Source organism: Butyrivibrio hungatei DSM 14810 (assembly GCF_900143205.1).
Lineage (GTDB): Bacteria > Bacillota > Clostridia > Lachnospirales > Lachnospiraceae > Butyrivibrio > Butyrivibrio hungatei.
Genome location: NZ_FRDH01000003.1, coordinates 68720 through 89472 on the forward strand (window position 1 = coordinate 68720; position 20753 = coordinate 89472).

17 protein-coding genes are annotated in these 20753 nt (G+C 40.4%); 1 reads left to right on the forward strand and 16 read right to left on the reverse strand.

Features of this window, described 5'->3' with window-relative positions:
* Window positions 1-2: 2 nt before the first annotated feature.
* The 16 genes from BUA02_RS00365 to BUA02_RS00440 all read right to left on the reverse strand — a co-directional run bounded on the left by BUA02_RS00365 (window position 3) and on the right by BUA02_RS00440 (window position 19321).
* Window positions 3-1781, reverse strand: a complete 1779-nt coding sequence (locus BUA02_RS00365; RefSeq protein ID WP_242946448.1) for an ABC transporter ATP-binding protein — start codon at window positions 1779-1781, stop codon at window positions 3-5.
* Window positions 1741-3204: an ABC transporter ATP-binding protein gene (locus tag BUA02_RS00370; protein WP_072700064.1), complete on the reverse strand. Its 1464-nt coding sequence runs from the start codon at window positions 3202-3204 to the stop codon at window positions 1741-1743. Before BUA02_RS00370 ends, BUA02_RS00365 begins: the two co-directional genes overlap by 41 nt.
* Window positions 3201-3911, reverse strand: coding sequence for an energy-coupling factor transporter transmembrane component T (locus tag BUA02_RS00375; protein ID WP_072700066.1), 711 nt, complete (start codon window positions 3909-3911; stop codon window positions 3201-3203). The genes BUA02_RS00370 and BUA02_RS00375 overlap by 4 nt, the downstream gene beginning before the upstream one ends.
* On the reverse strand, window positions 3911-4516 hold the full coding sequence (locus tag BUA02_RS00380; RefSeq protein WP_242946449.1) for an MptD family putative ECF transporter S component: 606 nt from the start codon (window positions 4514-4516) through the stop codon (window positions 3911-3913). Before BUA02_RS00380 ends, BUA02_RS00375 begins: the two co-directional genes overlap by 1 nt.
* Window positions 4517-4646: 130 nt before the next feature.
* Window positions 4647-5612 carry a helix-turn-helix domain-containing protein gene (locus BUA02_RS00385; RefSeq protein ID WP_072700068.1) on the reverse strand — a complete coding sequence of 322 codons (966 nt, stop codon included), beginning with the start codon at window positions 5610-5612 and terminating at the stop codon, window positions 4647-4649.
* Window positions 5613-5800: 188 nt separating this feature from the next.
* Window positions 5801-7114: a glycoside hydrolase family 28 protein gene (locus BUA02_RS00390; protein WP_083572577.1), complete on the reverse strand. Its 1314-nt coding sequence runs from the start codon at window positions 7112-7114 to the stop codon at window positions 5801-5803.
* A complete protein-coding gene (locus tag BUA02_RS00395; protein ID WP_072700070.1) occupies window positions 7080-8477 on the reverse strand; it encodes an MGH1-like glycoside hydrolase domain-containing protein in 1398 nt (465 codons plus the stop codon). Before BUA02_RS00395 ends, BUA02_RS00390 begins: the two co-directional genes overlap by 35 nt.
* A 4-nt stretch (window positions 8478-8481) precedes the next feature.
* On the reverse strand, window positions 8482-9324 hold the full coding sequence (locus BUA02_RS00400) for a carbohydrate ABC transporter permease (RefSeq protein ID WP_072700072.1): 843 nt from the start codon (window positions 9322-9324) through the stop codon (window positions 8482-8484).
* Between the two features lie 14 nt (window positions 9325-9338).
* Window positions 9339-10259, reverse strand: a complete 921-nt coding sequence (locus tag BUA02_RS00405; protein ID WP_072700074.1) for a carbohydrate ABC transporter permease — start codon at window positions 10257-10259, stop codon at window positions 9339-9341.
* Between the two features lie 70 nt (window positions 10260-10329).
* Window positions 10330-11730 carry an ABC transporter substrate-binding protein gene (locus BUA02_RS00410; RefSeq protein ID WP_083572578.1) on the reverse strand — a complete coding sequence of 467 codons (1401 nt, stop codon included), beginning with the start codon at window positions 11728-11730 and terminating at the stop codon, window positions 10330-10332.
* Between the two features lie 182 nt (window positions 11731-11912).
* Window positions 11913-12785, reverse strand: a complete 873-nt coding sequence (locus BUA02_RS00415; protein WP_072700076.1) for a helix-turn-helix transcriptional regulator — start codon at window positions 12783-12785, stop codon at window positions 11913-11915.
* Between the two features lie 27 nt (window positions 12786-12812).
* Entirely contained in the window at window positions 12813-13676 is an 864-nt protein-coding gene (locus BUA02_RS00420; RefSeq protein ID WP_072700078.1) for a glycoside hydrolase family 43 protein, read from the reverse strand.
* Window positions 13677-13927: 251 nt separating this feature from the next.
* Window positions 13928-15922 carry a right-handed parallel beta-helix repeat-containing protein gene (locus BUA02_RS00425; RefSeq protein ID WP_072700080.1) on the reverse strand — a complete coding sequence of 665 codons (1995 nt, stop codon included), beginning with the start codon at window positions 15920-15922 and terminating at the stop codon, window positions 13928-13930.
* 26 nt (window positions 15923-15948) lie between these two features.
* On the reverse strand, window positions 15949-16806 hold the full coding sequence (locus tag BUA02_RS00430) for a carbohydrate ABC transporter permease (RefSeq protein WP_071176434.1): 858 nt from the start codon (window positions 16804-16806) through the stop codon (window positions 15949-15951).
* A complete protein-coding gene (locus BUA02_RS00435; protein ID WP_071176435.1) occupies window positions 16806-17717 on the reverse strand; it encodes a carbohydrate ABC transporter permease in 912 nt (303 codons plus the stop codon). The genes BUA02_RS00430 and BUA02_RS00435 overlap by 1 nt, the downstream gene beginning before the upstream one ends.
* Before the next feature lie 131 nt (window positions 17718-17848).
* Window positions 17849-19321, reverse strand: coding sequence for an extracellular solute-binding protein (locus BUA02_RS00440; protein ID WP_072700082.1), 1473 nt, complete (start codon window positions 19319-19321; stop codon window positions 17849-17851).
* Between the two features lie 369 nt (window positions 19322-19690).
* Between BUA02_RS00440 and BUA02_RS00445 the strand changes: the two genes are divergently transcribed.
* Entirely contained in the window at window positions 19691-20665 is a 975-nt protein-coding gene (locus tag BUA02_RS00445; RefSeq protein WP_072700084.1) for a helix-turn-helix domain-containing protein, read from the forward strand.
* Window positions 20666-20753: the final 88 nt, after the last annotated feature.

The window sequence follows — 20753 nt, forward strand, 5'->3', positions numbered from 1 at the left end:
ACTCATGCTCCCTTACCTACCTTCCAATTTACTGATTTCTGGTACTCATTCCACATATGGCTATAGATACCATTTCTTGCAATAAGTTCTTCATGCTTTCCTGATTCTGCTATCCTGCCCTCTGTCAGTACACAGATCTTGTCTGCATCAACTACTGTAGATAAGCGATGAGCTATCATGATAACCGTCTTATCCTTTGAAAGATTTGCAAAAGCCTTCTGAACCATTACCTCATTATCAGGATCAGCAAAAGCTGTTGCTTCATCAAGGATCAAAATAGGAGCATTTTTAAGGAACGCTCTGGCAATTGATATTCTCTGAGCTTCGCCTCCAGATACATATGTGCCTTTGCTTCCTATCATAGTATTTAATCCCTCAGGAAGCTTTTCTATGATATCCCAGCACATGGCATCCTTAAGAGCCTTGACCACCTCTTCGTCTGTAGCGTCCTGTCTTCCCATTCTGACATTGTCTAAGATAGACATCTTAAGCAGCTTACTGTCCTGGAAGACGTAAGAAACCTGTCTCATAAGCTCGTCGCTTGCAATATCCTTTACGTCAATTCCGCCAATCTTTATACTTCCCTTATCTACATCCCAGAACCTTGCAATAAGTGAAGCAAGTGTGGTCTTACCGCCGCCAGAAGGTCCTACAAATGCCACATGATCTCCAGGCTTTATTTCAAGAGATATACCGTCTATTGCATTACTCTTTTTCTCATCATAGGTAAAAGAGATATCTTCTATGCTGATGCTGCTGTCCTTAGGAACCTTTGGATCCCTAGCTTCTGAAAGAGGTTCCTTATTAAGGATAGTGTACATTCTGCCAAGGGCATCTTTTACCACCATCTCACTCTCACCTGCATAGGCAACCTTCATAAGAGTGATCGTCAGTAGTGGAGTGATTATCAGGTAAAAGAGAATATTGTACAAGAAGGTATTAGTGATGCCTCCTCTGGTAAAGATGAAGCTGCATACAATAAGGGCTGCAAATACAGCATTGGCTGCTGTTGTAAAAAGAACCATCGGAATTCTCATAAGAACTGTGTATTTGATTGTCCACTCTTCATACTTATCAATAGCTTCTTTAAATCTCTTAAATGAAAATACCGACTGGCCAAAAGTCTTAACAACAGGAATACCTCTTACATACTCAACCGCTTCAGCTGACATCTCATCAAGGGCATTCTGGTATTCCTTCATATCATTCTGAAGTTTTTCTCCCATCATGCCGCCCATTGCAAGAAACGCCAAAACTGCTGGAATAAGGCAGATAAGGCCTATTCTCCAGTCAAAAATAAGAAGCATAGCTATAAGTCCTATAGGTGTTGCATAGCTTACAGCCTTATCAGGAAGGCTATGAGCAAGGAATGTCTCTGTTGCAGCAGTTGAATCAGCTACTACTTTTCTGATCTTACCGCTTCCTTCAGCCTCGATATAGCCAAGCGGAAGCTTCATGATATGCTGCATCAAAGATACTCTCATATTGGTCTGAACTCTAAAGGCAGCCACATGGGAACACATAAGCGCAGCTATGTAAACTATATAAGCTAAAACGCTCATTCCCACGGCTTTCCATCCGTAAGATACGATATGAGTTGCCCTGCTAAAATCAGGTGCCACCTCAACTACTTCCCTTATGATGCACCAGATAAAATAAAATGGCGCAAGGGATAACAACGCACTTATTACAGCCAGTATCCAGGAACTAATAGTAAAATATTTGTGATTTCCGGCATACTTAAACAGCTGCGGTATAACACTTTTCTTCTTTTCTCCCATTTTCTCTCTTTTCTCCATATGTATATTTATTTGCTATGACCCCATTCTCCAGGCTAAGCACCATTGTGGCGCATCTCCTTACAAGATCCGGATCATGAGTTACAACAAATACTGTTTTTGAACCCCTAAGTAATCTGATAAGATCTGCAACCTTTTCCATGTTGTAAAAATCAAGACCGCTGGTTGGCTCATCAAACAATATAATGTCCTTATCCGATAGGATTGCACTGGCAACTGCAACCCTCTGTTTTTGTCCACCTGACAGGCTCATAGGATGTCTTTGGGCAAAAGAGCTAAGGCCAAGCTCATCTAGAACTTTAAGGACACGCTCTTCATTTTCCTCATCCATTCCAAGAGTCACCTCTTCCATTACTGTTTCGCAAAACAGTTGATGATTTACATCCTGCATCACCATATATGACTTCTTTAACAGTTCTTTTTTCCTGCATCTTTTACCATCTATAAGTGCATAACCCTTGAACCCCTTCATAAGTCCGCAGATGCACTTTGAAAACGTTGATTTACCAGCTCCGTTAGGTCCAACAATGGCAATCACTTCATTTTGAGGAATCTCTAAACGGTCAATATTAAGTGCATCATACTTTTTGTAGCTATAGGCAAAATTCTCAAGAACAATATTGTTAGCAAAAGAAATCTTCTCTTTTACAGGCATCATAGAAAGGTTTTCTTCTATTGATCTAAGACCGTACTTTCTATGGTCATCTTCTCTTAGGAGCCTGAATTCTTTCATAGGCATATCAAATACAACTTCGCCTTTATTAAGGCAGATAACTCTGTCACAAATGTCTTTTAGCCAATACAGCCTGTGCTCAGCAACTACGATGGTTCTTCCAGCTTTTTTCCATCTCTTTAATGTCTCTTTAAGATCATCAATTGCTTCAAGGCTCAAGTTAGATGAGGGTTCATCCAAAACGCACACTTCAGGATCAAGAGTATCTACAGAAGCACAGGCAATCTTTTGCTTTTCGCCTCCAGACATATCAAAAATACTCCTATCCATAAGCTTTCTGATATTCATGGATTCAACCGTTCTTTCTATCCTTGCCTTTATATTTTCTTCTGGAAGTCCCATGTTTTCAGGTCCAAAAGCAAGCTCTGAAGTACTATCAACGCAAAAGAACTGACTTCTTGGATTTTGGAAAACTGATCCGACTTTTCGGGCTGTCTCATAGAGCTCTTCACTAGTGATGTTCATTTCATCAACAAGAACCTGTCCCTTCATTTCTCCTTCATAAAAATGAGGAATGAGACCATTTATCATGCGAACCAATGTTGTCTTTCCGCAGCCTGATTCGCCGCACAAAAGAACTGCCTCGCCTTCTTTAATTTCAAGATTGATATTCTTCACAGATCTGTCATCTGATTTTGAATAATTAAAACTCACATTCTCAAATTTGATCATTTCACCACATCCATAATCAGTAATATCCAAGGAACTATACAGATAGCTATTGCAATATAATCCTGGAAATGAAAGCCTACCTTGCAGATATTAGTTCTTTTAACCTTGCCTCCAAGTCCCCTTGTAAGGGCAGCTGCAGATAACTCCTCGCCAATGTTCACACAGCAGGTCATAAGAGGAACCAGCCTGTACTCGATCATCTTGGAAGAGTGTTTGCCCCCAAAGCTTATTCCTCTCATCTTCATGGCACTTCCAATTGAATCAGCTTCATCCATTACTGTGGGAAAAAAGCGAAACATAACAGAAAGTGGAATGATGATATTATCACTTACATGGATCTTCTTCATAGCTGCAGTGAATTCGCTCACAGTCGTGGATTCCATGAGATATCTTCCCATCATGATGCATGGAAGAAATCTTCCAAGTAATCCACAGCAGCCCAGGATCATGTAATACAAAAATCCGCCCATATTATGTGCGTTAGCACTTGAAAGAAGAAGGCTGGATCCGGCAAAGAGGATGATTCCTATTAAAGCAGTTTTAAATCTCTTAGCTGTCAAAAGAAGCACGAAAGGCACCATGCATAAGACAGGAACCATCTTTGCAGTAGCTTCACCTCCAGCTCCGCCAAGAGCAAAGGTTGTTACTGTTATAAGTATCAGCAGCTTCGTCCTTGGATCCATAAGGATTCCACGATCCAATTTCATTAAACGATACCTGCTTTCTCAAAATGCTTTTTAAGGAAGTGCTGTCCAAGGAGTGCTCCAAGAATTCCAAATACAAATGAGCATCCAAAAATCACAGGTGCTGTCCAAGGCTGGAATATCTTTGTAAGAGCTTCTATATATTCACTTCCAAATGAGGTTCTGGTAGCAAAATATCCGTTTATATCAAGATATAAAGGAAGGAAACATCCAAATATCGTAATGCTCATGATTCCATGGCTAAGTACTGCCTTTTTCTTACTTGTATAATTGCCGCTCCTTGCTACAAGATCAGCTAATACACCACAAATTATTCCAAAAATAAATGGCCAATAGCCCATTCCTGTCACCCATAAAAATGCTCCGATGATCACAGTAATTATGGTTATCATTCCAAATTTCTTTACCTTAGTAAAAAAGAGCATCATTGTAATACCGCCGACCAAAGGGCACAAAACTGCAAGCATTGGCATCATAATAGGAATAAATCCAAGCATTGATACTGCAGTCATGATCACCAGATAGATTGCCGCATAAATACCAATGTTGATGAGATCCTTTCCGCTAAGCTTTTCTTTTTGACTATTCTGAGTCATTATTCCATCCATTTTTTTCTCCTCCTGCCTCATAAGGCATATCATTTGTTAGCAAGCGCTAACACTATCATCTGATTTTATTTGCTCCATATCCTTTTTTCAACGCCGAAACAACAATTTTAGCCTTTTTAGCAATGGGTTGTTATTTTATTTTTTCTTTGAAATTTCTTCTCTTGAATTCCATAGGTAGAACTTTGTGATATTTTAAGAACGCATCTGAGAACCTTGATTGATTCTGATATCCAACATCCTCAGCTATTTCCCCAAGACTTTTCTTGCTGCTTATGATAAGTTCTGCTGCCTTTTTCATCCTGATCTCTCTTATCATATCGTTATAGCCTCTCCCATAGACTGCTCTAAAGTAGTTTTTAAGAGAGGATTCACTCACCCCGAATTTTGCAGCAAGCTCTGCTGCAGTATGTCTGCTTGAAAGATCCTCTGTTATGATTTCAAGAGTTCTTTTAGCTATATCCACCTGAGAAGGAGTACAGTAGGTCCTTCTCTTATCTGCATCAAAAGAAATGTCTCCAAGTAAAAGAAGAAGCTTTATTATGTCTGCCATCAAAAGATTGGTATCATAATCGCCCTGTATGTCTTCCTTTATCTCTTCAACACATCTTTTAACACGCTTATCTGCCACTGTTATTACAGGCTCATTTCTATGACTTAATTTTTCAATCAAATTATTAGCTGTCTTCTCAGCGCCAAATATGGAAATCTCACTGCTTAACTTTTCTGATGGAACGATTATAACTTCTATTCCCTCATACTCAGCTGTAGGGTAAAAGAATGCTTTTTTACCATCTCCAGAAGTTCCATAATCAAGGGCAATCTCATCCCCTGTAACAAAGGTCGTAGTTCCTGAATTAAGCCCAACTTCACACCTGCCCTTAAAGCAATAGTTGATCTTAAAAGGAACTGTTCCCTGCTTTCTAAAAGAAGGAGACCTGAACACGCTATCTGGAAGGTACCTTGACCAAATATCTATATATCCAATATACAGGCATTCATTTAACACTATCCATTTCATTTTTCCTTCATGTTCGTTATTTTTTCCAGGAATCGTAAACTGTATCTGAGTTCCTTTTTGTTTTTCGTTTCTTCCCATAATAATCCCTTACGCTAACACTTTTTCTTACTCCACGTTCAATCATAGCACTTCTTGTTAGCAATGGCTAACTTTTTCACAAAAATGAGCCCTAGGGACGGAGGTTGTGGCTCATTTTTGTAAAAGTGAGTCACACACTGCATCCCTAGAACTCAATACTTTGGAAAAATGAGCCACAACCTCCGTCCCTAGGGCTCATTCAGCATAGATTTCATGCTGTCATCAACTACGATCTTAGCGTCCATTTCGATGTTTTGTGCATTTCTTAGCATTTTACAGGTTGCCTTCACGGGGTATCTCCCCCTTTCAGAGGGACGCTCATCGACTATCATCTCTGTTTTTCCGGACTGATTTGTGAAGTGAAAAGAAGATTCTGTGATAGAAACATTATCTATAGGAGCATATGTTTCTCCAAGAAGCATTATAGGAGCTTCGCAGGTGATGTTTATATGGTCCATTTGTATGTCATGAACTCTGCCTGGAAGTTTTGAAGAGCCTTCTCGCTTTGTTGCTGTAATAGCTATAGGCTCACCCTCTCCCCACCAGTTGCAGACTCCTGTAGTCCTTACCATGGAGTCACAGAAATTCCTGGTATTACCTTGGATGTGATCTAAGAAAACATTATATATTTCGCCACCATCTCTGGACCATATCCCTACTCCCCTTATACAATCCTTAAGAATACAGCTACTAACTGTAACATCGTGGATATCTCCATAGGTCTCAGTTCCTATTTTGATGCCAGAACAATTAGATGACAAAATGCAATCGCTTACAATAATATCCCTGCAGTCTCCATATCTTTTATACATCGGTGTTGTAGACTTGATAACAATACTGTCATCTCCACTTACGATCCTGCAGCCTCTAATGATCACTTCCTGACAGCAATCGGGATCAATGCCATCAGTATTGGGACCTCGTTTATTATTCTCAATAACAATATTCTCTATCCTTACCTTCCTGCAGCCAGCAAGGTGAAGAGTCCAGAAGGCAGAATCCAAGAATGTAACATCAGATACCAGGAGATTTTCCACATCTTCCAGATAACTCATTCTTGGCCTGAATCCGATAACAGCCAGTGGACTTCCTTCTTTGGCATGCTCTGGATCATCGTCATAAAAAACTTTCCTACCCTGACCATCAATTACTCCAGTTCCAGTTATTGCAATATTCCTTTCATGAAGAGCAAACAGAAAGCATCCGTCTTCCCAGCCATCAACTCCATTGTCATGGCTACTATCCTTGAAATAATCTATGATATCTTTTTCATCAAGGCTGGATATAAGACAGGAACCTTGTTCTAAATGCAGTTCCACATCAGACCTTAATCTTATTGTTCCTGACAAAAAAGAACCTGCTGGCACCAAAACCCTTCCGCCGGTTTTGGTACATTCATCTATAGCTCTTTGGATTGCCTCTGTACACACGCTCTTCCCATCCGGGATAGCCCCAAAGTCCAAAATATTATAGACCATTATATCTACATAGTTCCTTTCCATTCATATCTGTCTCCAACCTTACGCCCCTGTCAAAGCAACATATCTGCCTGTCATCAATAAACGCATATGCTTTATCCTTTATATGCTCGATTCTGTATACATGACCATTCATATGCTGCTCATAGTAGCCGGTGTAATCTTTAACGCTGCTCCAGATGAGTCTGTCCCTGCTAAGCACTACTCCATACATCCTGCTGATATACTCAAGTACAGCCAGCATGGCTGGACCATAGGCATCCTGCTCTCCCTCTACTCCAATAAGTGAAGGCTTCATAGTTATTGGATCATACTGCTGTACAAAAATACATTCCTCTCCTATTGCCTCAAAAAGCTTTCTTCCAAGCTTTGGAATAAGCCCGTAGTATCCATAGTTTTCAAGAGCTATGATAGCTCTTTGATAAGTAAGGGCCTGGGCTTGTCCGCTCCAGTTATTGATCTCATCATTTCTGTACAAAGGATCTGAAATAGAAACTGATGGAAGTGGCATTGGAGTCCAAAACTCTTTTTCATTTAAAAGATGCTCTTCAACAAATCTTCTGGCATCTTCAATGGTCATACTTTTCCAGTACATCATCCTGAGATTGTTGTGGATCAAGGCTTCCATCTGTTTATGCTTATTATCCCTGTCAAAAAAAGCTCCCTTTTTATCATCCCAGAGAATTTCTCTGATGCGAACCTGTAGGGAATCAGCTTCTTTCCTGTGAAGGGTATATAGTTCCATGTTACCTTTTATCCTGGCGATCTCTGCCATGGTATCTCTGGCAGCATATGAATAACTCATAAAATCCATAGAAGCCATAGGTACAACTTCATATCCCTGGGGAGCTGTTTCATCTTCCCAGTAATCAGGAGCATCTCCATACCTTACTGCGTTATCTTCACCGGTATCGTACTTGCACCAGCTCTCAAGGCACCCATCACTGTCTGAATCTCTGTATTTCCACAGGTATTCATCATACTTTTTTAGTACCTCATAGAGCTGATCAAGAAATGCCGGATCCTTTCCTGTCATATAGTAGACATCCAAAGCAGGTCCAGGAAAGCAAAACCCCTGAAATTTATCATATTGAGGAATTAATTTATCCCCTGTATATTCGATGCTACCTGGAAGCCTTCCGTCGCTTCTCTGATTGTCCATGAATATCTTCTGATTGTTATAGGCCACTTCAAGATCTCTTTTACCGTACATTGCACCACCCATAGGCTGCGTTTCTATCCAAACCTTGTTATAGCCTCCCCCTTCGATAAGAACCTTTTTTCCGGCAAAAGATTTAATATTCTGCCTGCATTTGGCTTCTGCAGAGTCAAAAAGCTTTTGCAATAATCTATCAGAAATCTTAAAAACAACTTTTGTCTCTCCCATAAGCTCATCCCTTCAGCCCACTTGTTCCAATACCTTCCACCAGGTATTTGTTAAAAAACAGGAATATTAAGAAAACAGGAATCAGCGATAATGTAGACATGGCAAACATTGCTCCATAGTCTGTAACTGACGCTGAATCTGCAAAAAGTTTTATAGCTATGGATGCAGTATAGGACTGAGGTCTTGAAAGATACAGCAAAGGTCCCATGTAATCATCCCATTTCCAGTAAAATTGAATTATTATAGTCGTTACAATTGCTGGTTTCAGAAGCGGTAAAATGATCTTGCCATAGATGCCATACTTGCTACATCCGTCAATCTTGGCTGCCTCGTCCAATTCTCTTGGGATTCCCTGCATGAACTGCATCATCTGATAGATAAAGAATGCCTGTCCGCAAAAATATGGAAGTATAAGTGGCACATATCCAGGAACAAGTCCCAATCTGTAGTAAATAAGATACTGAGGAATCATAATAACCTGTCCCGGAAGCATCATGGTTGCAAGCATAAAGGTGAACCAGACTTTTCTTCCCCTGAACTTTATCCTTGAAAAGGAGTACGCCACCAAAGACGATGAAATCACTGTTCCAAATGTTGCAATTGTAGTTACAAAAAGCGAATTCTTAAAAAATGTTGCAAATGTAGTTCCGCCAAAGCCCTTCCAACCGGTGTGATAATTGGAAAACTTGGAGGACTGCGGAATAAGGCTCAAGGTTCCTCTTAATATTTCAGCATTATCCTTAAATGAACCGCTTATCATCCACAAAACCGGATAGATCATCACAAAGCCAAACAGAAGGACAAAGAGGTGATAAAACACCTTCTTTACTATTTTCTTTTCTCTCATATCCAACTGTCCCCCTACCCTTCAGATTCACTAAATACCCAGAACTTGGAAGTTCTGAATATTACAAGTGTGATAAGACTCATAACAATCAGCATGACCCAGCTCATGGCACAGGCATATCCCATATTGTTGTACTTAAAGGCCTGATTATACACATTAAGTGCATAGAGCATAGTGGCGTTATTAGGTCCACCGCCTGTAATAATAAATGCCTGAGTAAAGGTCATAAATGCAGAAATAGTCTGCATTACAAGGTTGTACAAAATGATAGGTGAAAGGCATGGCAAGGTAATCTTAAAGAATCTCTGAAAGCCGTTGGCACCATCAATTTCAGAGGCTTCATAATAGGTTGTAGGTATCTCTTTTAACCCTGCTGCAAATATGATCATGGATGAGCCAAACTGCCATACCGCCATGAGAATAAGCGGATAGATAGCAAGAGCCTCACTTCCAAACCAGTTTATCTTTTTAAGCCCCATATCCATGAGAACTGAATTAAAAAGTCCCTTTCTGGCAAAGAGCTGTTTCCATACCAGTGCCACTGCTACCGAACCACCAACAAGAGAAGGCACATAGTAAAGAGATCTGTAAAAGGTCACCATTCTGCTCTTTCTTGTAAGTAAAAAAGCAACAAGGAGTGCAAAGGTAAGTTTTAAAGGCACAGCAATAAAAACATATTGCAAGGTTTTACTGATTGATTTTAAGAACACTTCATCCTTAAGGAGCATCAGAAAGTTCTTGAGCCCCACAAAAACTGCCATTTTGCTTCCAAGTGAATAATCTGTGAATGCATAATATAAAGACATACAGATTGGAATAAAGGAAAAGCAAACAAATCCAAATATAAATGGTGCGGCAAAGACATGGCCTACAACATTGTCATTATTCAAAAACATACTGAGGGAATCTGCTTTTGTTTTCTTCGTATCTTCCATGTAAAAAAACTCCCCTTTCAAGTCCTAAAAAATCCTGCCCGTTTTTACACGAGCAGGATTTAAAAATTCATTACTTAAAAATTGCCTGGGCATCAGCGTAGGTCTTTTCCGCTGCCTCTTGTGCTGTAATCTCACCACTAGCAACCTGCTGGATGTAGTTAAGGTAATTGTCCTGTACCTGATCCTGTCCCTCAGGAGAAAGAACATTGTATTCCTTAGGAGTCGGATTCTTGCTGACACTGTCTACGTAATCGTACATGATCTGCTGTCCTTTGGTTGCAGATGATGAAAGTGCTTCTCTTACATCCTCATTGGCTGGAATTCCTCTCTCAGCCTGAAGGATATTATTGCAGTCCACGTCATTTTCAAACCAGCTGATAAATGCTGCAGCAGCCTCCTTGTGCTCAGAATCCTGTGAAACACAAAGCATCTGTGAAGACTGAATCAGTGTTCCGGAATTACCACCTGCTACTGCCTTTGGAAGAGGTGCAAGAGCAAGTTCTCTTCCCTGCTCAGCGCAAGCATTGTAAATTGTAGGGAACTGATTTACAGCAACCCATACCATTGCTGCTTCTCCTGTAACAAGGAAGTCATTTTCAATGTTTGTAACCTCTGCAGAAGCACCAGCGTCAGGATATGAACCTTTTTTGATCATATCTGCTCTCATCTGAATGAAAGGTGCCAGCATCTGTGGATCATCAAATCCCATTCCTGTAAGATCAAGATTGAAAAAGCTGTACTGTCCAAGATCTCCCTGCTGTCCAATGTATGTAGAACAACCTGCAGTAAAGTCTGATGAAAGGAATGTAGATGAACCAAATATACCAAGCTTTTCAGTTATGGTGTCTGCAGCCTTCTGGTAATCTTCCCAAGTCCAATCATCTGTTGGCAATGTAGCTCCAGCTTCTTCAAACAAAGCAGGGTCATAAGCAATACCATAGGTGTTGATTCCATTGGTAAGTCCAAGCTGTGTTCCATCTGTCTCTCTTGTTGTCTTTAAATTAGCCTCTGATATCTTGGAAACATCTACTACTCCAGATTCTATGAACTCATCAAGAGGATATATCTTATCGATATACATAGGGAAGTTTCCTCCAAGCTGAAATACATCCCATACTTCATCAGATGCAACTAAAGTTTTAAGCTTGGTAAAATAGTCATCAAAGGAATAATACTCGTACTCGATAGTTACATTAGGATTAAGACTTTCATACAGCTCAATCGCTGCTATAGTCTTGTCATGTCTGTCCTGAGATCCCCACCATGCCATTCTCAAGGTAATTGGCTCATCACTGCTGGTATCCTCAGCCTTATCCTCTGTAGCAGCTGTTTCTTCTTTGGCTGAAGTCTCGGCAGCATCCTTAGTCTGGGAGTCATTTGCTGTAGTACTATCTGTCTGGCTGCCGCATCCCACAAGTGAACCTGCGATCATTGTTGCAGCCATCATTATGCTAACTAACTTTTTCTTCATTTTTCCTCCAATATCCCTGTCGCAATTATTCAAAAATAGAACTTTTACGACATTACCTTCTCTCACAAGTTATTTTTTTACTTCCTCAAGACGTCTTTTGTTGTAAAAATCTTATAACTGCAGCGGAATATTTTCAATATTTTAGGGCAATTGTGACAATAAAGTGAAAACCCATAGAATTTTCAAACTATATTTACCTTCCCTTTTAAAATTGACTTACGATACTGAAGTGGAGTTATTGTCATCTGCTTTTTAAACACCCTTTCAAAGTAAGTAAGACTGTCATATCCAAGCCTGTTGGCAATCTCAGCCATGCTCATACTCTCGTCCATAAGATACTGCCTGCTGGCAGCTATCCTATATAGATTTATGTACTCAGAGATTGTGAAGTTAGTAACCTCCTTAAAAATGCGGCAAAGATATGCATTGCTCATATAGAAATGCTCAGCCAGCACCGTCACTGAACTGATCTTGTCATAGTTCTCAGCAATATAATCCGCAACCTGATGAACTCTTTTCTGCTTTTCTATGTGAGTCTTCACTCCCACATCATCCAGTTTGCCAAGTTTTCTCCGCTCAAACCTGTCGGCATCAAGAAAAAGCCTTAAAATTTCAAGCTTAATCCTGCCTGCCGTCATTTTATCCTTTTTACCGGTAGCGAGCCTTTCTATGTTAGCAAGTACTTCCTGGATCAGATCGTCTTCTCCCACCTGATAGACACCGTGATACTTAGAAAAAAAGCTTTTAGCATCTATCCCGAACATGGCGCACATGGGAGCAATAAAACTCTCCTTAAGCTCGATAAGGAGTCTGTCATGGCTGCTTCCGCCTATTATATTGGTCTTGGCAATCTTGGCCTTATCGATGATGGTAATAGTTCCTGGCACCATGCGATAGCACGCCCCCTCATAAAAGAAATTTCTCTGGCCGCCAAATATATACTGGATCTGATATTCATTGTGATAAAATCCAAGAGCCTTGGTAAAGTCCTGATTTCTCGACACTCTTCCAACAGCTATACCATCAAAATCACCCTTGTAAATTTCTTTAAACATTCTCCACCTCTGTCATAATGAAATTATTCAGGAAATATCTTTTTCATCTAACTTAATAAACACCGGATGTTCGAGAGGTGTCTCGTTTGGCTGATGAAGGACTAAAAAAAGCTCTCCTTCAAAAGTTTCAAACAGCATTCCATGTCCACCATCCTTGTCAAAAAGTGGCTTATTATCTACTGTCCAGTTGCCACTAATATCCCCATTATCTGATCTTGCGATTCCCTCCGCATATCCCTGATCAGCCATGGTAGCCCACAGCATGATAAGTTCTCCATTCTTAAGTCTATGCAGAAAGGGGCCATCAGTTACATATACCGGGCCATCCCAAAGTCTGTGGGTTATGCTCTTTACCCAGGGCTTTGCCATTGAAGCACAAAAGAGAGTTCTAGGCTCTGATACCGGTCTCTTAAGATCCTCCGACAGCTCAACTGCACAGATCTGTCCATCTCCCACATCCATCCACTCATGGGAAAAAACCATATAAGGTTTTTGATCTGGAGAAAGATAAAATGTTCCATCAAGACAGTTCCACTCATCAGGAGTTATCTTTCCTTCACTGTGGATCTTGAAGGTGCCAAGCGGATCATCAGAAGAAAGGATCATTGTTCCTTTTTTGTCCAGTGCCTCAGAATTAAATGTAGCAAACATATAAAAAGATCCTTTATAGACATGTACTTCAGGTGCCCAATAGTTTTTGTCAGCCCAAAAGTCTTCCGGCTTATGAAATACCTCAAAAGGGCCATCCCAGGTCACAAGGTCACTACTGGTATAGCAGTCAAACCCATCTGCCTTGCCCCAGCAGGTTTTAGCTCTGGTTCCATACATATAGTAAACTCCACCATATGGCAAAACAAAGGGATCTCTAATGTTAATATCTTCTAGTCTCATTCTTGCTGCTCCTTTATATACAATTTTTTGAACACTTTTTTATAATAGCACACAAAAGTGATTGTTTAATTGCAAAAACTGTACAGAGTAACAATAAAAAAAGGAGTGACCGTAAGGTCACTCCTAATGAGCCCTAGGGACGGAGGTTGTGGCTCATTTTTGTAAAAGTGAGTCACACACTGCATCCCTAGAACTCAATACTTTGGAAAAATGAGCCACAACCTCCGTCCCTAGGGCTCATTTTGGCTACATCAGAATATCTGCTTCTTCACGTCCTCTTTGGTTGCAAAAGGTCCAGGAATTACGTCTGTACCTCTATGCTCTCCAAGATAGTCAACGTTAAAGGTAATTGGTGTTCCATCAGCATTTTCGTACTTTTGCTGAGGCTCAAAGGCTTTACCCAAGACTTCAGTATCAATCATATCTACCTTGAAGTCCTTAAGTACATCATAGATGTTAGTATCAAGATAGTATCCACCATCCTTTTCAACTACATCCACATAAACCTTTCCTGATCCGTCGATGAAGGAATTCTTCTCCTTTGCCCAGCCCTTGGCGCCTTCAAAGTAGGCATTTCCATCAATCCAGACAGGGAGATGTGCAAAGTGGAACTGATCATGCTTCATCATATTTGGATATGGATCATCAAGATCAAACTGTGGAAGCCACTCGTCATAAGTTGGATACTCATCAAAGCAGTATGTTCCAACCTTTCTGTTCTCTGTATACTTCTTGTCAGGCTCTGAATCATTTAAAAGAACCAGGTCATCAGAAGGCCACTTCTGGATGAAGATATTGTTGTAAATGCGGTCATCACCATGAAGAATAGTCATAAAGCCCATTACTTCTGTTCTGTGTGGCATATGATATGGTGTGTATCTCCAGGTTGTTCCCTCTCCAACCATAGTAAAGGAGCCAGCACAGAGATTATGTACCATAGCTACGCCCTGAGTTGCTATGCGAAGTGAAACATCTGACAAAAGGATATTGTTATCGATAAGTGTTGGTCCATGGCTTACTTCTACGAAGATATCCTGACATGTCATTCCGCCCTTAAGCTGCTCAGCAAAGGAAGGTCTTTCATTATCATGTAAAAGATTCTGTGTGATCCTTGTACCCTGAGCTTCCCAGTCACACCAGATTCCCATTGTGCAGTGGTGGATGTGATTGCGGCGCATGACTACATCGATAGCTGCGTGCATCTTGATACCTGCAATCTCAGCTCCGCCAAGCTCCATCATATTGTTGATATGATGAATATGGTTATCTTCGATGATGCTGAATACGCCGCCCATACGTCCGATAATACCACCCTGCTCACAGTGGTGGATATTATTGCGGCGAATTATATGGCCTCCGATCTTTTCTTTTAACCAGCCATAATACTGACCACGGCATACAGAATCTCTCTCCATCTGAGTAGGACTCTTTAAATGCTCTGTTGTGTAGTAGTTGCTGTTTTCAGGATCAAAATAGCGTCCAACGCAGATTCCTGCGCATTTACTTCCCCAGATGTCGCAATCTTCAATGATCCATCCCTTACTCCAATGAGGACTGATCATTCCATCCTGATAAGCTGCTGGTGGAGCCCATGTTGTTGCAGCTTTATTGATGTTAAAACCGCTGACTGTAATGAATCCCACGCCTTCTTTTTCCGGCATGAAGCACTCACGTCTTACTGTGATCTCAACGTTTTCTTTATTAGGATCTGCTCCGCCAAAGTTAGCGTAAAATACTGTTTCGTTATTTTCTTTATCCTGCTCTGCGTACCATTTTCTGGTGGATTTCTCAGGAACCCATGAACATTCATAGACTTTAGCCTCAATACACTCATCTACGCTCTGAGCCTCGTAAAGAGCTTCATCATTAAGCCATACACAGCCTGTGTGCTTGTTTGGTGTAGCGAAATACCAGTCGCCATAAACAAGTGTTGTATAAGGATTGTATTCACCAAAGATGCTGTTCTTTACTCTGGTTTTCCACACATCACCTTCATGTTTTTCCCAAGAGCTGACCTTCTCAGCGCCTGTGATAATTGCACCAAGTGGCTTTTCGCTTCTATATACTATTCTGTTTTCCTCTGTTCCTGGATTAACAGGATTTACATATTCTCTGTAAACACCAGGAGCAACTACTATCTCATCACCTGGTAATGCGACTTTAGCTGCTTCATTTATTCGTCTAAAAGGCAGCTGCTTACTTCCATTTCCATCGTGCTTTGCGTTAACGTCTACGTAAATTGTCATAATTACCTTCTTTCTTTTGCTGTCTATTAGCCCTTAACCGCACCTGCCATCATACCTTTTACCAGCTTATCCTGGAATATGATGAAAAGAGAGATCATAGGAAGTACTGAGAGTGTCAGAACTGCTAAAATTATAGGAATATCAAGTGAATGCTCACCTTTGAACTGACCAAGTGCTAGTGGAAGTGTCTTTTTTGAAGGAGTAATGATAAGTGTATTCGCAAAAGCAAATTCATTCCACATTGCTACACCGTTATATATTGCCAGTGTTGATAATCCGGACTTTGAAAGTGGAAGTATCATCCTGAAAAAGTTCTGATAACGGTTGCATCCATCAATTTCTGCTGATTCCTCAATCTCTTTTGGAATAGTCTTCATAAATGCTGTAAGGATAAATACAGACATTGGAAGTGCAAAAGCTACATATGGTCCGATAAGAGCCTTAAGTGAATCATAGATTCCTATGTTTGTAGTAAGTTTAAAGATAGGAATAAGTGTAACATGCATTGGTACCGACATCATAGCAACTATGGTTGCATATATAAATGGGTTTAACTTGAAGTTCATTCTTGCAAGTGGATAAGCTGCAAAGGCTGAAATGATGAGCATAAGTACCAAAGAAACACCAACTACCACTACGCTTCTAAAGAAGAAGCCGAAAAATCCGTGGGTTACAACTTCCACATAATTGAGGAAGTACCAGGGATCTGGTAAATGAAATACTCCCTGCTGAAGCATATCGAACTGTTTGCGGAACGAGTTGATCAGCATAAAGCAAAATGGTGTAAGTGTAAGCACTAACTGTATAAGTGCAAATATAATAGCAATCGTCCAAGCAATCCTTGACTTGATCTTGGACTTTTTATATTCATTTTCAATTGTCATTAGTAATCCTCCTTAACCTTGAATACTTTGTTAAAGAGCAGTGCTATAGCTGTTATCAGAACGAACATTCCTGCTGCTACGCACGAACCATATCCCATATTAAACTGCTGGAATGACAGCTTGTACATATATGTAGCCATGAGCTCTGTGGATCCTGAAGGACCTCCCTGAGTCATATTCCAGATCATATCGAAATACTTAAGAGATCCGATAAGTGACATTGTACATGCAGTCTTAAAGATAGGTCCCAAAAGAGGTATTGCAATGTGGCGGATATACTGGCCTCTGGTGGCGCCATCGATAATAGCTGCCTCATATATAGCAGTATCGATATTTCCGTATCCGGCAATGAAATAAACCATATAAAAAGGTGTAAATTGCCATGCCATTACCCCAATAACAGTAAATAAGGCGTTTGGAGATGTTCCAAGAAGATCGACAGTAGTTCTTTTACCATTTATAAGTGTTGCAAGAGAAGAAATGATACCTCCATTAGTTGCAAGTGCGTATATGAAAAGAAACGCGATTGCAACAGAACTCATAAGATATGGTAAAAACCAGATGATCTTAAAGATATTAAACTTCTTACCACCTGCATCAAGAAAAGTTGCAAGTAACATTCCGATAGGAATCTGTAAAAGAATTGAGAAAACCATTACAGTCAGATTGTGTCTGAAGGATTTCCAGAACATCTCATCATGTAAAAGAGTTTTCCAGTTTTCAAAGCCTATAAACACCCTGTCTGCAGATATACCATTCCATTTGTAGCCGCTTATGGCAAATGTATCTATTACAGGATATACGATAAATATTGCTATCAGCAAAAGCGCTGGCAACAGGAATACAGTTGCTGCCTTGGCTGTACTCTTTGCTTTTGCCTGAGCAAGCCCTTCTTTTTTACCTTTACTCACATTAGCTCCTTCCCTGCCGCCTATTAGACGAAACAATCTTAACTAGTGATTATGAAAAACCGCCCGCAGGAAGTTTATTTCCTGCGAGCAGTTACTTTTATAAGACTTCAGTAAAGACATTCCCCTTTGCTTTACTGTTCAGCAATCGCTTTCTGCATTGCTGCATCTTCTTCCGCACCAATCTCTTCTGGAGTCTTCTCAAGACCAAAGAGCTCTGTCATGCAGTTCTTGTGAACTTCTGTTACAGATGCTGGAAGGTACTGGTCATACCAAAGCTGTACGTTTGATGCGCTAAAGAATACGTTTGCTACAACCTTATCGTTAGGGTCATCAACAGTATCAGCACCGTAGCCCTTGATTGAAGGAATTGCACCTACTGCAACCTGCATCTGATTGTATGTATCATCGTTGTAGTACTGAGTAGCAAGAACATAGCAAGCATCAAGCTTCTCCTGGTCAATAGAACCATCTTCCTTGAAGCAGTTGAATGAGAATCCGTTACCGATAGCTGTTCCGATTTCAACATTCTGAGGAACACCAGCTGCCTTAGCCTCTGTATCCTCAGGGAAGCGGAATACACCGATGTTCTCTGTGTACCACTCTTCATTGTCGTTCTTCATTCCTGAAGACTGCCATGAACCATGAAGCATCATTGCTGCTGAGCCATCATACATAAGCGCTCTATCCTGGTTATCATCTGCTGTAAGAGAGTTAACACCATCTGGGAAATATCCCTTTCTTACCCAATCCTGGATCTTCTCAGCTGCATAGATGAATGCAGGGCTGTTGAAAGAACCGCCATTTTCCTGTGTATAAGCTGCATCAAACTCAGCATTTCCTGAGTGACGAGCTACAAGATACATGTAGTACATTGAACCTGTCCACTTGGAAGCATTTGCAAGTGAGAATGGAATGTAGCCTGCTGCCTTAAGCTTTTCGCAAGCTGCCTCGAGTTCATCGATAGTTTCAGGAACTTCGATTCCCTGCTCAGCAAAGATTGTCTTGTTATAGTAGATATCGCATCCTGAAAGTCCACCGAAAGGAATAGCAAGAAGCTTTCCATCATATGAAGACTGTGCTATAGCAGCATCAATAAATTCAGGGTGATCATATTTGGCATACATATCTGTGATATCGATTGCATGACCTGACTTGTAATACTCAGCCATAGGACCGCCGCCCCAGTGCATGTACATATCAGGACACTGTCCTGAACTCATAGCAACAACCAGCTGCTGCTTGTAGTTATCATTCTGCTGATGAACCTGAGTAACCTTGATATTAGGATAATCCGCCATGAATCTCTGAACTGCAGCTTCCTGCGTTGATTTTCCAGGATCATCTGTAGCGATATCCCAAAGAAGAATCTCTAAAGGCTCTGTTGTTAAAGTTGGAAGATTCTTTCCATCTGTCTGCTTACCTGTTGAAGCACTAGCACTATCTGTTGTTGTCTCTGTTGTTGTCTCTGTTGTAGTCTCTGTCTTTGTTTCAGATGATTTGCTATCAGATGTTCCTGAGGCAGGTGCTGAACTTGATCCGCAACCAGCAAGTGTTGTAACAGCAAGTACTGATGCAAACAAGACAGCCAAAAATTTGTTTTTCATACAATATCCTCCTAAATAAAGTTATAAGTTTCTTTGCATACCTTCTGAGAATATCCTTGTTTCGAAACATTGGATCGATCATTTGATAATACAACTTTATAATGATTCTCCTTTTTTGGCTTGTGCAAAGTTGCTAATCACCATACCAAAATTGCTATTATAATATGTATATTGTTAATAGTTTTTGTGGCTACATCTTATCTTTGCATCAATTTGTCGGTTTTTTTCACGTTTTTTAAGTATATATATGTTATAATTCACATTAATCTTCAAAATACATTTATTGCTTTTAGGCAATATGTATTTTACCCATAGCAATTTTTAACCTATTAAGCATCTCAAAAACTACTTCAGGAGAATTTACAGAATATGAGAAGCGACTTAGACCTTGCAGCAAGCGCAAAAGAAAACATCCAGCACAAGATCGGTACCAACCTTAGAATGTTCATAAATAGGCTCCATACCGACTTCCCGCCACACTGGCACACTGACGTTGAGATCATATGGCCCAAGGAAGCACCATACAGGGTTGTATGCTCCAATCAAACCTATGACGTAGAGATAGATGATATACTCCTCATCTGCCCTGCAGTTCTACACGAAATCTTTTCCCCTACTCCGGGATCAAGAATCTATATTCAGGCAGATTTTTCAGGCATTGTTTCACTAAAAGAAATAGACAAAGCCTTTCGCCTCATGTCTCCAGCCCTGCATATAAAGAAAAAGACCTGTCCACCAGAAATCTATGAACAGGTCTGCAATTATCTAAACAGTATCATGGAATTATATTTTGGTTCCGCTCCTCCAATCCATATTAGAGAAGGAGAAGTTGATGACGACAGTGTCGTTGCCTTTACTGAGCTTGCCCCTTTTGGCGAGCTTGAGATCTACTCTATTCTTTTGCAGTTTATTGCCTTTTGCAGCAAAAACATAGACATTTTTAGAGGTACAGATTCTGTCTTGGTTTCATCAACTTATAAGAACACTATCTCACTTAGTAATGTATGTACTTATATCTCTGAGCACTTTGCTGAAAATATAAGTCTTGAAAGCATCGCCACATATGCTGGTTTTAGCAAGTATCATTTTGAAAGGATCTTTAGCGAATACGCCGGAATGACCTTTTACCAGTATCTACAGCAGATGCGTATTAACTATGCTCAGACTCTTTTGTCTAATCCTGAGCTATCTATTACTGATATATCTTTCCAGTCAGGTTTTGCCAGCTCTACTGCATTTACAAGAGCCTTTAAAAAAAGTACCGGGTACCCGCCCTCACAATTTAGAATGTTAAATGAGGCCAAGCACCCGTTATCGGCAAATCCTTATTTCGCTAGTACTTAAAGTTCCGTACCTGAAGTCCGTATATGAGCCCTAGGGACGGAGGTTGGAGCTCATTTTTCGGGACAATGGGTTTTATCAGATATCGAAC